General features: G+C 59.8%; 10 protein-coding genes. 8 read left to right on the top strand and 2 right to left on the bottom strand.

Features of this window, described 5'->3' with window-relative positions; translation table 11 throughout:
- Nucleotides 1-26: 26 nt before the first annotated feature.
- Entirely contained in the window at nucleotides 27-1,316 is a 1,290-nt protein-coding gene (locus tag C2U40_RS08955) for an HD-GYP domain-containing protein (RefSeq protein ID WP_233768832.1), read from the bottom strand.
- A 302-nt stretch (nucleotides 1,317-1,618) separates the two neighbouring features.
- Here C2U40_RS08955 and C2U40_RS08950 point away from each other — a divergent pair, with 302 nt between their 5' ends.
- Together C2U40_RS08950 and C2U40_RS08945 are read left to right on the top strand one after the other, a co-directional pair.
- A complete protein-coding gene (locus C2U40_RS08950) occupies nucleotides 1,619-2,104 on the top strand; it encodes a molybdopterin-dependent oxidoreductase (RefSeq protein WP_103827524.1) in 486 nt (161 codons plus the stop codon).
- Nucleotides 2,104-4,029 carry a putative bifunctional diguanylate cyclase/phosphodiesterase gene (locus C2U40_RS08945; RefSeq protein WP_181014769.1) on the top strand — a complete coding sequence of 642 codons (1,926 nt, stop codon included), beginning with the start codon at nucleotides 2,104-2,106 and terminating at the stop codon, nucleotides 4,027-4,029. The genes C2U40_RS08950 and C2U40_RS08945 overlap by 1 nt, the downstream gene beginning before the upstream one ends.
- Nucleotides 4,030-4,142: 113 nt before the next feature.
- Here the strand turns inward: C2U40_RS08945 and C2U40_RS08940 are convergent, their stop codons facing one another.
- Nucleotides 4,143-5,576: a glycoside hydrolase family 1 protein gene (locus C2U40_RS08940; protein ID WP_103827525.1), complete on the bottom strand. Its 1,434-nt coding sequence runs from the start codon at nucleotides 5,574-5,576 to the stop codon at nucleotides 4,143-4,145.
- Between the two features lie 157 nt (nucleotides 5,577-5,733).
- Between C2U40_RS08940 and C2U40_RS08935 the strand changes: the two genes are divergently transcribed.
- The 6 genes from C2U40_RS08935 to C2U40_RS08910 all read left to right on the top strand — a co-directional run bounded on the left by C2U40_RS08935 (nucleotide 5,734) and on the right by C2U40_RS08910 (nucleotide 14,648).
- Nucleotides 5,734-6,636 carry a LysR family transcriptional regulator gene (locus C2U40_RS08935; RefSeq protein ID WP_103827526.1) on the top strand — a complete coding sequence of 301 codons (903 nt, stop codon included), beginning with the start codon at nucleotides 5,734-5,736 and terminating at the stop codon, nucleotides 6,634-6,636.
- Nucleotides 6,637-7,561: 925 nt separating this feature from the next.
- Nucleotides 7,562-8,116: a phage tail protein gene (locus tag C2U40_RS08930; protein WP_103827535.1), complete on the top strand. Its 555-nt coding sequence runs from the start codon at nucleotides 7,562-7,564 to the stop codon at nucleotides 8,114-8,116.
- A gap of 35 nt (nucleotides 8,117-8,151) precedes the next feature.
- Nucleotides 8,152-8,727 (top strand): phage tail protein, encoded by a 576-nt coding sequence (locus tag C2U40_RS08925; RefSeq protein WP_103827527.1) that lies wholly within the window; start codon nucleotides 8,152-8,154, stop codon nucleotides 8,725-8,727.
- A gap of 30 nt (nucleotides 8,728-8,757) precedes the next feature.
- Nucleotides 8,758-9,297 carry a phage tail protein gene (locus tag C2U40_RS08920; protein WP_103827528.1) on the top strand — a complete coding sequence of 180 codons (540 nt, stop codon included), beginning with the start codon at nucleotides 8,758-8,760 and terminating at the stop codon, nucleotides 9,295-9,297.
- A complete protein-coding gene (locus C2U40_RS08915) occupies nucleotides 9,297-9,833 on the top strand; it encodes a GNAT family N-acetyltransferase (RefSeq protein WP_103827529.1) in 537 nt (178 codons plus the stop codon). Before C2U40_RS08920 ends, C2U40_RS08915 begins: the two co-directional genes overlap by 1 nt.
- Nucleotides 9,834-10,115: 282 nt before the next feature.
- Nucleotides 10,116-14,648, top strand: coding sequence for a putative Ig domain-containing protein (locus C2U40_RS08910; RefSeq protein ID WP_103827530.1), 4,533 nt, complete (start codon nucleotides 10,116-10,118; stop codon nucleotides 14,646-14,648).
- The last annotated feature ends 102 nt before the right edge of the window (nucleotides 14,649-14,750 follow it).

The following is a 14,750-nucleotide window of genomic DNA, read 5'->3' as shown; positions in this document are numbered from 1 at the left end:
AAACCCCTGCCAACGGAGACAGCCCGTCAGTGGCTTGAGCTGACGTCAGGCGCTTGTCCGCAGGCGGCACACAGCGCCTGCGGCAGATGGGCGGCCAGGGTCGCAACCACTTCTACATCGACCCGGTTCTGGCTGGCCAGTTGCTGCAAAAAGCCGAGCGCCTGCCCGGCGCTCAACCCCTCCCGGTAGGGGCGGTTCTGCACCATGGCCTGGAAGATGTCGGCCACCCGCAGGATCCTCGCCTCCAGCGGCATCGCCTCGGCGGTCAGGTGGAAAGGGTAACCGCAGCCATTGGGCTCTTCATGGTGATAGGAGGCCCACAGGGCGATGGCCTCGAAGCCGTCGATATGGCGCAGGATCTGATAGGTCTCGAAACAGTGAGTATTGATGATGGCCCGCTCCCGCTCATCGAGTGACCCCGCCTTGTCGAGGATTTCGTCAGGCACCCGCAGCTTGCCAAGATCGTGCAGCAGCCCGGCAATCTCCAGCTGCTCGCAGTGCCCCTCTTCAATGCCCATCAGCTCGGCCAGCAGCCGGGCCAGTCTGGCCACGCCGAGGGAGTGGGCCACGGTGAAGGGACTCTTGGCATCAACGATGGCCGAGAAGATCCGCGCCAGCTGCTTGAGCTCGCCGTTGCTGGTGAGACAAGGTTCCCGCTCGCTCAGCATGTCGTGCATGTAGTCGCTGATGGCACGTCCTTCCAGTTGCAGCCAGAACGCCTCCGAGCGGGATGCCAAGAGGAAGGCCGCCACCAGCTCGGGATCGAAAAACTCGCCGGCACACGCCTCGATCCGTTGCCGGATCTCGTGGGTGTGCATCAACAGGGAGCCATCGCCGTAATGAGGTGCCGCCAGGGCATCCACCCGGTCCACCAGAAAAATGAGATTGGCCTGGCGCATCACGCCCGCCGCCAGTCCAGGGGTTTGTACCAACCGGTGCCAGTGGGTGTGGTGATAACGGATGGGTTCCGCCAGCGGCGCCAGCGGCGGAAAGTCCTTTAGCAGGTCATGACCGACCTCGCAGTGGAACTGGGAGGACTCCCAGTCAAACTCGCTGACCAGATGGCAGTGGATGAAGGTGGAGGAGACGCCGATATCGTGCAGCACCCCCAGTTCGAACAGGCAGGCTCGCTCGCTGGCATTTGCTCCCAGCGCCTTGCCGCACTCGGCGGCCATGATGCCGACCCGCTTGCCGTGTGCCACATCACCGATGCCGACCAGATCCAGCGACGCCGACAAGGCGTATACCACCTGGCGCAGATCAACCTGCTGGGAAACGTGCTCACCGCTGCGGGTGTATGGGGTGTTGCTGTTCATGATGCGTGTCCACATCTGCCAACGTGAAACATCCCGTGTCTGGGGCCGGGTAAACACATTGAATTTAAATCAGAATATGCACTCTGGTGGTAGCCTCACCCAGATACCCCTCATCTAATTGACAAAAAGATGAGTTGGATCAATTTGGCAAGGCACGTGCCGGTTGTGTAATAGATGTGAAGAAAATGAGGCCTTGTGGTTACCTTAAACCATCATCAATAGCCATTCGGAAATGGTCTATGGTTAGAGCGAAACGGCCTCAACAGGCTGGATATCAATAAGTTGCCCATAAGGAACCCACCATGAAAGCGCTAACCTTACCCCTGTTTTACCTCTTGTCTTTACTCTTCTGCGGCCAGGCCTACAGTGCCGATGAAGTCATCCTCAGCGTCGCCGCCAAGGGTTGCTGCAACAACGCCGACAAGATGGAGTACAGCCGCGCCCAGCTGCAGGCGCTGCCGCAAGCCAGCGTCACCACCACCACTCCCTGGACCAAGGGCTCCCATGTCTATCGCGGCGTCTTGCTCAAGACGGTGCTCGATACCCTCGGCGTCACTGCCGACAAGATAAAAGTGATGGCCCAGAACGACTACTTTGCGGTGATCCCGCGGCAAGATGTCGAGAAATACCCCGTGCTGCTGGCCATCGAGGAAGATGGCAAGGCACTGACCCTGCGCAACAAGGGCCCGATCTGGGTCATCTACCCCCTGTCGGACCACCCCGAGCTCAATATCGAGCAATATCACAGCCTGATGGTGTGGCAAGTGCTCAAGCTTGAAGGGATGTAATGATGATCAAGGGCAAGTTCCTCTCCCTTGCCTTTATCATGGTCTCCTTTCTGGGGGTGACCATGTGGTCACTCTTCAATTACGATCGCACCTTCAATGACATGGTCAAATATAACCAGCTCTCCGCCTGGTCTCTGGCCCAGCTGGAGCTTGAGCTGCACAGTGTTGAAGAGCAGCTGTCGCTGTATCGCAGCGGTCAGGCCGATGCGAAGCAGTTGAACAAGGCCTATGACATCGCCTGGAATCGGCTGGACATCTTTCTGACCGGGCAGGAGACGGCTCTCATTCGCGAGCGTTTCAACGCCAGCGAGAGAGTCGGCGCCTTCTTTGACGTGCTCAAGGAGTATGAGCAGGACGTGGTCAACCCCACCCCCGATTCAGCCCGGCTGGCCGAGATGGAAGGCAGAATGAACAAGCTGCTGCCTTCCATCCGGGATCTGATGGTGATGAACTTCACCGGCCCCTCCGCCATCAAGCAGCGTCAGGAGCTACAGCAGTCCAAGGAAGGGCACGTACTGGTACTGGTCGCCCTGCTGGCCATCGGCCTGCTCATCCTGTTCGTGGTCTCCCGGGAGATGAAGCTGCAATACTTCCTGGCCTGGAACGACCCACTGACCCTGCTGCCCAACCGGGCTGCCTTCATGACCCGCCTGGCGCGGCTGGCCAAGGGCAAGCAGCCCGCTGACTGTACCCTGACCATCTGTCTGGTCGAGTTGAACAACTTCAAGGAGGTCAACGACAGCCTGGGCTATGCCGCCGGGGATGAGCTGCTCACCATGGTGGCCAACCAGATCAGAGAGTATGCCCATGACCAGGCCTTCATCGCCCGCATGGGCGGCGATGAATTTGCCCTCTTCATCTATGGCGCCATGCCCATCGAGCACCGTGTTCCCTACCTTGTCCGGCTGCTGGATGAATTGAGGCCCACCGTCTTTCAGGCCGATCCGGCGCACCGGGTGCGCGTCAGCATGGGAATAAGCCAGCACCCCATCACGGCCCACAAGATCGAGGAGCTGATCCTGTTCGCCGACATTGCCCTCGCCAATGCCAAAAAGCTCAAGGAGAACCACCTGCAGGTGTTCAACCACCGGATGTTCGAACACTACAGCCGCAACCGGAAACTGGCCGCCGAACTGCGTGAACATCTGAATATCATCTCCAACAGCACCCTCTATCTGCACTATCAGCCGGTGATAAAACCGGGCAATGCCTACAACATGGGGGCCGAGGTGCTGATCCGCTGGCACCACCCCGAATACGGCTTCATCAACCCGCTGGACATCATCGCCATGGCGGAGGAGAACGGCCTCGGCGAGCTGCTCGGCAAATGGATCTTCAGCCGGGTCAACCACGACATGTCGCAGTTGCCGGCCAGCTTCGTGGACAAGCTGGAGCTGGCCATCAACCTCTCCAACTCCATGTTCACCCCGGCCCTGTTCCACCAGGTGAACGAGATGCTGCAACAGAGCCCGCTGCGCGCCGAACAGCTCATTCTGGAACTGACCGAAACCATCGCACTCGACGATCTGCCGCTCAGCCAGCGCATCTTCAAGGAGCTCAAACACATCCACGTGCGCATCGCACTGGATGATTTCGGCACCGGCTGGTCCTCCTTCTCCTATCTGATGTCCCTGAGCTTTGACAAGCTCAAGATTGACAAGTCCTTCGTCAGCAACATCGAGACCGACCCGCGGCAATTCATGTTCGTCGAGTCCATCACCAAACTATCCCATCAGCTGGGGCTGGTAGTGGTGGCCGAGGGGGTGGAGAGCCTGCATGAACTGCAGCAACTGGCCCATATCGGGGTGGACGAGATCCAGGGCTACTACTACTCCAAGCCGCTCTCCCCAGCCGAATTCTTCATCTATGCCATGACCCATCTGGCCCATAGCGCCGAGGAGAGCGTGGACGTCAGCTATCACTGACCCCACATCCCATTGCAGTCCACCCCCTCTTTCGCCTCACCGTCTCGTTCCCACCAAAAACAACAGGCCCCGCCGGTGGGCGGAGCCTGTCAAAGTACTGCGGCTCGATTTGCTTAGAGCGTTTTGCCGCCCGAGCTTATTACCGTCTGATACCAGTAGAAGCTGTCCTTCTTGAGCCGGTGCAGGGAGCCGCCTTGTTCGTCACGCTCCACAAAGACGAAGCCGTAGCGCTTCTGGTAGCCGTTGAGCCAGCTCAGGATGTCGGTGAACGACCAGGCGCAATAGCCCAGCAGTTCCACCCCGTCCTGCAGCGCCTCCTGGCACGCCTTGACGTGGCTGCGCAGATAGTCGATGCGGTAGTCATCGTGTACCCGATCTCCCGCTGCCAGCTTGTCGAACTCGCCGAGGCCGTTCTCGGTGATCATCAGCGGCAGACCGTAGCGGGAAGAGAGCCGGCGCAGGGCGATGCGCATCCCGGTCGGGTCGATGGCCCAGTCCCAGTTGCTGGTCTCAAGGTGCGGATTGGGGGCCGTCTTGTAGAGGCCGGGAATGCCGCTGGACGGCGTAGTGCCCTTCTTGCCAGTGGTGTTGATGCGCTGCAGGGTCTGGCCGCCGAGCGGATTGTCGGTGAAGGTCAGGGTGTAGTAGTAGTTGACCCCGATGTAGTCGGGCGTCCCTTCCCGCAGCAGCTCGAGATCGCCGGGCAGGATATCCGGCGCCTCGCCGGTTTCCCGCAGATAGGCAAGCGCCGCCTGCGGATAGCGGCCAAAGCAGTAGGCATCCAACCACCAGAGGTTGGTGAACTCCTCGGCGTTTTCAAACGCCAGCATGTCTTTGGGATCGCACGACGCCGGATAGGCGGGCGAATAAGCAAAGCTTGGGCCGATGAGGCCGTTCGGCACGTGCTGGCGGAACGCCTTGATGACCCTGGCGTTGGCCAGAAACGCGATGTGGTTGGCAGCAAAGAAGCGCTTGCGGTCCTGCACTGCGGGCGGGTGCGTGCCGAGCTGATAGGCGTTGGTCAGGTTGTAGTTCTGCTCGTTGAGCGATACCCAGTACTTCACCTTGCTGGCAAAGCGCTGGTACAAGGTCACGCAGTAGCGCTCGAAATCCTCGATGATGCGTCGGTCTTCCCAACCGCCGTACTCATCCTGCAGCGCCTGGGGCAGATCCCAGTGATAGAGGGTGAGCACCGGCTCTATCTGGTGCGCCAGCAGGGTGTCGATGAGTTTCTCGTAGAAGGCCAGCCCCGCCTCGTTCACCTCGCCGCGGCCGGTGGGATAGATACGCGGCCAGCTCACCGAGAAGCGGTAGGCCTTGAGCCCCATTTCCGCCATCAGCGCCACGTCCTCCTCCATGCGGTGATAGTGATCCACCGCCACGTCGCCGTTGCTGCCCTCAAAGGTCTTGCCCGGCAACTTGGTGAACAGATCCCACACCGAGGGGCCCTTGCCATCGGCGTTCCAGGCCCCTTCCACCTGGTAGGCGGCGGAGGCGGCGCCCCACAGAAAATCGGCGGGGAAGTCGTTGAACTTGTGGTGATGCATCTGGGGTTGCTCCTTCTGCGGCGGTGGCACCTGCCACCTTTATCGCGCCGACTGGCGGCGCCCAATGGAATTGGCATAAGCATCGAACAGTTATAAAATTCCGTCCAATGACAAATCAAACCATTCAACATTCCAAACAGGAATCATAGGGGCCGGGATGGAGTTACGGGATCTGAAAGCCTTCGTCACCCTGGGAGAAGTGCTGCACTTCGGTCAGGCAGCGGTGCGCCAGCACGTCACCCAGTCGGCCCTGAGCAAGCAAATACGGCGGCTGGAAGAGGCGCTGGGCGGTGAGCTGTTCGAGCGTAATGCCAGCAGTACCCGCCTCACCGTGCTGGGGCGGGCCCTCTATGAGGATGCCCGCGCCTTGGTGGCGGCCAGCGAGCAACTCGGCCGCACCGCCCGTGACGTGCTGGCGGGCAACAGCGGCACCCTGCGCATCGGCTTTGGCGTTGCCACCAAGATCCTGGTGCCCGCCGCCATCGCCCGTTTTCGCACCGAACGCCCGCAGGTCACCATAGAGCTCAACGATCTCTCTACTCACCACCAGTTGCTGGCCTTGAGCGAGGGCAAGCTGGACCTCGGTTTTTGCCGCCTGCCCGCCCCCAAGGGGTGGCACTGTCTGCCGGTGGTGCGGGAACACTTTGTCGCCGTGCTGCCGGCCAGCTACGCCGGCGTACACGAACTGGCGGATCTGGTGGACAAGCCGCTGGCTATCTTGCGCCGGGACAAGGCCCCCTCGTTTTATGATCACCTGATGAACTATCTGGCCCAGAGCGGGCTGCGCTTTCGCGATATCCAGTACGTCAACGACTTCGCCGCCGGCGTCGCTACCGCCGCCGCCGACATCGCCTGGACCCTGGTGCCCTCCTCCACCACCATAGAACATCCGGATGTGCTGACCCTGCCGCTGCGTGATGCCGAGGCGAGCTGGATCATCGGCCTCATCTGCCCGCCCCACAGCAAGGGCCCGCTCATCGACGCCTTCTGGCAGATTGTCGCCGACCTGAATGAGCCGGCTCCCGCGCTGCAAGCGGGGCCTTCTCCAGAGCAGCCATGAGCCAGCTGGCGTTATGGCCAGCTCTTGTCTCTTCACCTGATACATAGGTTCAAAACTAACCCGTTGCTTCGTGATAGCGCTGACATCTCTTTGCCATGGCCACAATATCAAGAAGTTCATACCAACATTGCGAAAACGATGGGCCACCTTGCGCTAGGATCGGAAAACATGCGAAGAGGGTTATTGGTTCAGTTAAAAGGCATCTTATCCCACCATATCAAAAGTCACCAAGATGCCGAAATTGATGTAATAGACTACCTAATTTTACTTTCTGCTTGCAGCAGACACCCACATGATTCGCCATAAAACAGTTCTCTTTTCATGATAAGGGTTCTGGAACAGTCAAGGCGTAGGAAAATATCAATACTCACTATTTTTTAGCCTGTCTTTCAGTTTGAATTCAGCCTTAAATAAACAACGTAGCTTTCACATCTGGATATGCAAACGACTTTGCCATCTAAACTTGTGTCCGGGATGACTAAATCAATACAGTTATATTTTTTGATTAAGCGCCATAACGCATTGAAATGAATTGGTTTTCATCTATACCGGATTGACCACTCATTGCTCGTCATCGAGTTGGATGATATTGATGCAAGTCATCGTAGTGGCTATAGAAGAATACTTCCGCATGTATCAATGCTGTCAGCTGATCATTTCACTCTGATAGTGCAGTATGGATACTGGTTTTCAATCAATATATTTACGACATAGCATGCGAATGCACTCTAAGCCACCACATGGGCTTTTATGAAAAAAGATGTTGAGTAATTATATCAACTATTAGTGATTCGTCGTATGCACTATTAAATATGAAGACACACTTGCCAAATGAATCCAAGCCAGTCTATTCTCTAAAAGAGCGCTTGCTACTCTCCTGCAGTAAATGGATTTAGGCGCCATTATCTTGTTCAAGGAGAAAAACATGGATCCTTTTCTCGGTGAAATTCGCCTGTTCCCCTGGGGCTGGGCACCTGAAGGCTGGCTCGCTTGCGAGGGCCAGGTACTGCCATTCCAAAGCAATGTGGCGCTGGCCTCCCTGCTGGGCAATACCTATGGTGGCAATGGCAGCACCACCTTCGGCCTGCCGGACCTGCGTGGCCGGGTCGCCTTGGGGCAGAACGTCCAGGCCTCGCCTGTCGCTCCGATCATGGATACCCATGCACGGGGCACCATGGGCGGTAGCGAAACCGTGACGATGCCGCAAAACTCGCTGCTCGCCCACACCCATAGCACCCATGTCTCGAACACCCCCGGCAACGCTGGCCCCGCCGGCAACATTCCTGCCATCAGCTCCAACTCCCTAGGCGCGGTTTCGAAACCGACCTACACCTCGGAGGACGCCGCAGACAGTGTGCTGGTGTCCTTGGTCAGCACCACTGTCGTTCCAACCCAGGGCTTGCCCATGCCGAACATGCAGCCTTCGATCGTGGGCTATTTCTGCATCGCCACGACCGGCTACTACCCACCGCGGCCTTAACGACAGTTAACAGACCCTCAAGCAAGGAAATTGATATGTCTGAAGCATTCGTTGGAGAAATCCGCATGTTCGCCGGCAACTACGCGCCTGAAGGTTGGACGCTGTGTGACGGCAAACTGCTGTCGATCAACGACAATCAAGCCCTGTATTCGTTACTGGGCACCCTGTACGGTGGCAACGGCAGCAATACATTCGCAGTGCCGGACTACTCCGGCCGACTCGTTGTGGGGGCAGGGACTGGTCCGGGCCTGACCCCAAGGGTGCTGTCGACAACCACAGGCCTGGCAGAAGTCACCATGCGCCCGGAGAACACGCCGAGCCATACCCATGCCTTCATGGCCAACACCGGCGCCGCCACCTCCGCGGAGCCGTCACCCGCCACTTCGCCCGGAAAAATGACCTTCGGCAAGTTCCCGGGAGCGGGCATCATCACCGGCCTGTACAGCAAGTCGAGCGGTACCTCAGCGACCCACAGCCTGAACTCGGGCTTTCTCGGCACGGCACTGATTCCCCCCAGCATCAATGTGACCCCTCATTCGAATCTGATGGGTTCATTGAGCATCAGCTACATCATTTGCCTGGTCGGCCTGTACCCGACTCGCCCCCAGTAACTTTCATCACTCAATCTGGAACGACCGACCATGGATGCATTTACCGGTGAAATCAGACTGTTCCCCTACAACTTCGCCCCGCAAAACTGGGCCTATTGCGATGGAACGACCCTTCTTGTCCAGCAGAATCCGGCACTCTATTCGGTGATTGGCACCCTGTATGGAGGCACTCCGGGACAGAACTTCAAACTGCCCAATCTCAACGGACGGGTCGCCATGGGTACAGGAGGAACCATAGGCTCCATCCCCGGCACTCAACAGGGCGCCGACAGGATACAAATGGTGCCCGCTAATATCTCGTCCCACAGCCACACGGTATTGGCCAAAGACGGCAGCGAGACAGCAGCTGCCGTGGACACCCCCAGCAACAGCACTTACCTGGCACAACCACGCAATGTGCGTCTGTACAACAACACCACTCCGTCCGCGACTGACCCCAAGCTGGCACCAGGCACGGTGATGCCGAGCGGCAATGCTACGATACCGCCGATCATGCGCAACACCATGCAACCCTTCCTGACGCTGGTTTATTGCATCTGCCTGGATGGCGAGTACCCGATGAGAAGCTGATGACACACTTCATCCACCTGCCCCCAACCACAAGCCGGGTGGTCGAACTGCGTCAGCAGGACGACCACGACCGGGCTTTTTTGCATGAGCTGTACCTGTCACGCCGCTGGGCCGAGGTCAGCGCAGTGCCCGGCTGGCATGACGATCAACGTCGTGCCTTTCTGGCTTCCCAGGCCGAGCTGCAACGCCAGCACTATGAAAAACACTACCCCAAGGCGGACTTCCTGATCATCGAGCAGGCAGGAATGCCCATCGGACGCCTGTGCGTGAATCGCCAGGCGCACGATGTGCGTATCGTCGATATTGCCCTGCTCCCGGCCTGGCACGGCCGGGGCATAGGTACGCAGTTGCTGTACTCATTGCTCGCCGAGGCGGATGCCGATCACCACACCTGCAGTCTGAGCGTCGAACGAGGTAACCCAGCTCGCAGGCTCTATGAACGACTGGGCTTCCAGACCAGTACCGACAGCGGCCTTTATATCCAGATGCAGCGACCCGCTAGGGCTGCTGTCAATCAGCACCTAAATAACCCTTGAACGCATGCAAGAACAGGTGGTTTGACTGGCTGTAACCACGCTGTAACCGTAGGACCTTTATCAACATTTACGTTGGATTCGACCCAAGAACCGGTCGCAAGGCAGGAAGCCCTCATGAAAACACCAGTTGCCACACTCGGTACCAAGGTAAAAGGCCCACTGATTTCACTCATTATATTACTGGTAATGTTGGCACTGCCCACCCAGGCAATGGCCGCAGCTCCCGTGATCACCAGTCCAGCTTCGGGCAGTACCTTACCTAGCGTGGCGGTAGGTCAGTCCATGAGTATTCCCATCAGCTCGACTGGCGGTGCCTTGCCGCTGGACCAATGGGTTGAGTGCGATGCCAACGACCCGAACTACGATGGCGTGACGCCGTGCCTACCACCCGGCCTGATCCTCGACCCGTCGCCGGGTAGCTCGACCACCACGCTCCACGGCGCACCAACTACAGCCGGCACCTACACATTCAGCATCACCCTGAATGACGGCCTGAATCAGGGCGGTGTCGCAACCTATACCTTGGTGGTCACCAGCTCCACAGTACCGACCCTCACTTCCGTTGCACCGAACAGCGGCAGCACTGATGGCGCCACCTCCGTTACCCTCACCGGCACCGACTTTACCGGCGCCACAGCAGTGAGCTTTGGCGGAACAGCCGCCTCCGGTTACATCGTCAGCAACGCCACCACCATCACTGCCACCACCCCGGCCCACGCAGCCGGCGCGGTGAACGTGGTGGTCACCACGCCGAGCGGCACCGCGACCCTGACCAACGGTTATACCTACACAGTACCAGCACCGACCGTCGGGCCGGTCAGCGCCACAGTGGCCGCCAACAGCAGTGCCAACCCGATCACCCTGAGCCTGAGCGGCGGTACCGCCAGCAGCGTGGCCGTGGCCACGGCAGCCAGCCATGGCACCGCCACCGCCAGCGGCACCAGCATCACCTACACCCCGACCGCCGGTTACTCCGGCAGCGACAGCTTCACCTACACCGCCACCAACGCCAGCGGCACCTCCAGCCCCGCTACGGTGACCATTACTGTCAGCGCGCCTACCTTGGCAATAACCCCGACGACACTGCCCGACGGCGCCCAGGGCACGGCCTACAACCAGACCGTAACCGCCACCGGCGGCAGTGCGCCCTACACCTATGCAATCACCGCCGGCAGCCTGCCGGCCGGACTGAGCCTGAACACCAGCAGTGGCGCCATCAGCGGTACACCGAGCGCCAGCGGTACCAGCAACTTTACCGTCACCGCCACCGACGCCAACAGCGCCACCGGCTCCCAGGCCTACAGCCTGGTGATCAACGGCCTGCCACCGGTGGCCAATGCCGTCAGCGCCACGGTAGCGGCCAACAGCAGCGCCAACCCGATCACCCTGAACATCACCGGCGGCGCCGCCAGCAGCGTGGCGGTGGCCACTGCCGCCAGCCATGGCACCGCCACCGCCAGCGGCACCAGCATCACCTACACACCGACCGCCGGTTACTCCGGCAGCGACAGCTTCACCTACACCGCCACCAACGCCAGCGGCACCTCCAACCCCACTACGGTGACCATTACTGTCAGCGCGCCCACCCTGGCAATAACCCCGATGACACTGCCCGACGGCACCCAGGGCACGGCCTACAGCCAGACCGTCACCGCCTCCGGCGGCAGCGCACCCTACACCTACGCGATCACCGCCGGCAGCCTGCCGGCCGGCCTGAACCTGAACATCAGCAGTGGCGTGATCAGCGGTATACCGAGCGCCAGCGGTACCGGCAACTTTACCGTCACCGCCACAGACGCCAACAGCGCCACTGGCTCCCAGGCCTACAGCCTGGTGATCAACGGCCTGCCACCGGTGGCCAATGCCGTTAGCACCACGGTAGCGGCCAACAGCAGCGCCAACCCGATCACCCTTAACATCACCGGCGGCGCCGCCAGCAGCGTCGCCGTGGCCAGCGCCGCCAGCCATGGCACTGCCACTGCCAGCGGCACCAGCATCACCTATACCCCGACCGCAGGTTACGCTGGCAGCGACAGCTTTACCTACACCGCCACCAACGCCAGCGGCACCTCCAGCCCCGCCACGGTGACCATTACTGTCAGCGCGCCCACCCTGGCAATAACCCCGACGACACTACCCGACGGCACCCAGGGCACGGCCTACAGCCAGACCCTCACCGCCTCCGGCGGCAGCGCGCCCTACACCTATGCGATCACCGCCGGCAGCCTGCCGGCCGGCCTGAGCCTGAACACCAGCAGCGGCGTGATCAGCGGTACGCCGAGCGCCAGCGGCACCTTCAACCTGACCCTCACCGCCACCGACGCCAACAGCGCCAGCGGGTTCCAGGCTTACAGCCTAGTGATCAACGGCCTGCCACCGGTGGCCAATGCCGTCAGCGCCACAGTAGCGGCCAACAGCAGCGCCAACCCAATCACCCTGAACATCACCGGCGGCGCCGCCAGCAGCGTGGCCATTGCCAGCGCCGCCAACCATGGCACTGCCACCGCCAGCGGCACCAGCATCACCTATACCCCGACCGCCGGTTACGCTGGCAGCGACAGCTTCACCTACACCGCCACCAATGCCAGCGGCACCTCCAGCCCCACCACCGTGACCATTACCGTCAGCGCGCCGAGCATCGTCGTGAGCCCTGGCGCCCTGAGCAACGGCAGCGTCGGCATGGCCTACAGCCAGACCATCACCGCCACCGGCGGCAGCGCGCCCTACACCTACGCGATCACCGCTGGCAGCCTGCCGGCCGGCCTGAGCCTGAACACCAGCAGTGGCGTGATCAGCGGTACACCGAGCGCCAGCGGCACCTTCAACCTGACCGTCACCGCCACCGACGCCAACAGCGCCAGCGGGCTCCAGGCCTACAGCCTGGTGATCAACAGCCTGGCGCCGGTAGCAGGCGCCGTCAGCGCCACGGTAGCGGCCAACAGCAGCGCCAACTCGATCACCCTGAACATCACCGGCACAGCCACCAGCGTGGCCGTGGCCAGCACCGCCAGCCATGGCATCGCCACCGCCAGCGGTACCAGCATCACCTACACCCCGGCCGCCGGATTCTCCGGCCCCGACAGCTTTACCTACACCGCCACCAACGCCAGCGGTACCTCCAGCCCGGCGACGGTGTCCATCACTGTCAGCACGCCGAGCATTACCCTAAACCCCGGCACCCTGAGCAACGGCAGCGTAGGCACGGCCTACAGCCAGACCATCACCGCCTCTGGCGGCAGCGCGCCCTACTCCTATGCGATCACCGCCGGAGCCCTACCTGAAGGGCTGAGCCTGAATGCAACCAGCGGCCTCATTAGCGGTACGCCAAGCACAGCCGGTACTACCGAGCTGGCCATCACAGTAACTGATGCCAACGGAGCTACCAGCTTGCAAAACTTCTCGATCACCATATCTGCCATGGAGATCTCCGTACCAGCATCCAGCCAGACCCTGGCGGCGGGGCAATCTGCCACTGTCGACTTGACCCAAGGTGCCACTGGTGGCCCGTTCACCCAAGCAACACTGGGTTCGGTCACCCCAGCTTCCGCCGGGCGAGCAATGATGATGGGGCCATTCTCGATGCGTTTTGTACCGTCAGTCGCCTTCGCCGGGACGGCAATCGTCAGCTTCAGGCTGCGAAACGGTAGCGGAGCCAGCTCAGCAAGCACCATCAGTTTCGTCATTCAGGAACGTCCAGACCCGACCAAAGATGCCGAAGTTATCGGCCTGCTTAACGCTCAGACCCGAACAGCAGAGCGCTTCGCCAGCACTCAGATGGACAACTTCAACCGACGTCTTGAGCAGTTGCATCAAACAAATTGCGACCGCACTTCGTTCAATGCCAGTTTGCGCAAGGATGACCGTGATATGCCTCTCGGCGAGATCGCCAAAGCTATCCAGAGTCAGCAGGGAGAACCCACCTATCAGACACAACTGGAAAAAGACAAGGCCGTAACCTCTGTACAGAATGGTTGCAAACAGGATGCCTTGGCATTCTGGAGCGATGGCTTCGTTAACGTCGGCTCGACCCATGCGCTGGGCGCGCAAGACAATATCTTCACGACACTGGGCCTGAGCGCTGGTTTTGACTATCGCATATCACCAACCGCGATTGTCGGTATCGGTATCGGTATCGGTAACGACCGCAGTGATATTGGCAAAAACAACACTCGCAGCGATGGGGATGCCATCGGTATCGCCACTTATCTAAGCCTGAGTCAGGTGCCGCAGGTGTATGTCGATGGCCTGCTGGGCTACAACCGCATCAGCTTGGACTCGTACCGCTACATCACCGGCAGTGATGATGAATTTGCCAGTGGCTCACGGGGTGCAGATCAATTCTTCGCATCCCTGACTGCCAGCTATGAATATCGCAATGGGCCTCTGTCACTGGCCCCCTACAGCCGCTTGAATGCCAGCACAACCCTCATGGAGGCTTACCGTGAAAATGGTGGCGGTATTTACGGTCTGTCCTACGAAGGTCACCGCCAAGAGAATTTCACATCTTACCTCGGGGTGCGTACCAGCTATGACCTGATGGCCCCGCTTGGGGTGGTAACACCAAAGATTGGCCTGGCGTGGGGCCATAACTTCAGTCGTAGCAGCGACTACAAGATGCGCTATACCGACCAGGGCGACGAAGGCATACTCTACAGCCTCCAGCCCGATGCTCGGGAGAGCGATTTAGCAAGCCTGGATATGGGTCTCGATTTCAACCTGGGACACGCTTGGTTACTAGGAATTTCATACAAAACCAACCTTGGTTCAAATGAACGCAACGACTCTTTCCGTCTGGGTTTAAATGGCAGCTTCTGAACCCAGATCCAAGAGATAACAACAATGCACAACACTCCGCGCCCCTGCTAAGTGTTGTGCATTTGCAGTGATGATTTAACCGATGTAGTGCTTCGAGTTGTT

This window comes from Aeromonas sp. ASNIH4 (assembly GCF_002934425.1).
In the GTDB taxonomy this organism is placed as follows: Bacteria; Pseudomonadota; Gammaproteobacteria; order Enterobacterales; family Aeromonadaceae; genus Aeromonas; species Aeromonas hydrophila.
This window is presented reverse-complemented; position numbering and strand designations above follow the sequence as displayed.

What these genes read in the sequence shown, in the direction of transcription:
- C2U40_RS08955 (WP_233768832.1), bottom strand. Translation starts at nt 1,316, where the DNA reads ATGAACAGCAACACCCCATACACCCGCAGCGGTGAGCACGTTTCCCAG.
- C2U40_RS08950 (WP_103827524.1), top strand. Translation starts at nt 1,619, where the DNA reads ATGAAAGCGCTAACCTTACCCCTGTTTTACCTCTTGTCTTTACTCTTC.
- C2U40_RS08945 (WP_181014769.1), top strand. Translation starts at nt 2,104, where the DNA reads ATGATGATCAAGGGCAAGTTCCTCTCCCTTGCCTTTATCATGGTCTCC.
- C2U40_RS08940 (WP_103827525.1), bottom strand. Translation starts at nt 5,576, where the DNA reads ATGCATCACCACAAGTTCAACGACTTCCCCGCCGATTTTCTGTGGGGC.
- C2U40_RS08935 (WP_103827526.1), top strand. Translation starts at nt 5,734, where the DNA reads ATGGAGTTACGGGATCTGAAAGCCTTCGTCACCCTGGGAGAAGTGCTG.
- C2U40_RS08930 (WP_103827535.1), top strand. Translation starts at nt 7,562, where the DNA reads ATGGATCCTTTTCTCGGTGAAATTCGCCTGTTCCCCTGGGGCTGGGCA.
- C2U40_RS08925 (WP_103827527.1), top strand. Translation starts at nt 8,152, where the DNA reads ATGTCTGAAGCATTCGTTGGAGAAATCCGCATGTTCGCCGGCAACTAC.
- C2U40_RS08920 (WP_103827528.1), top strand. Translation starts at nt 8,758, where the DNA reads ATGGATGCATTTACCGGTGAAATCAGACTGTTCCCCTACAACTTCGCC.
- C2U40_RS08915 (WP_103827529.1), top strand. Translation starts at nt 9,297, where the DNA reads ATGACACACTTCATCCACCTGCCCCCAACCACAAGCCGGGTGGTCGAA.
- C2U40_RS08910 (WP_103827530.1), top strand. Translation starts at nt 10,116, where the DNA reads ATGAGTATTCCCATCAGCTCGACTGGCGGTGCCTTGCCGCTGGACCAA.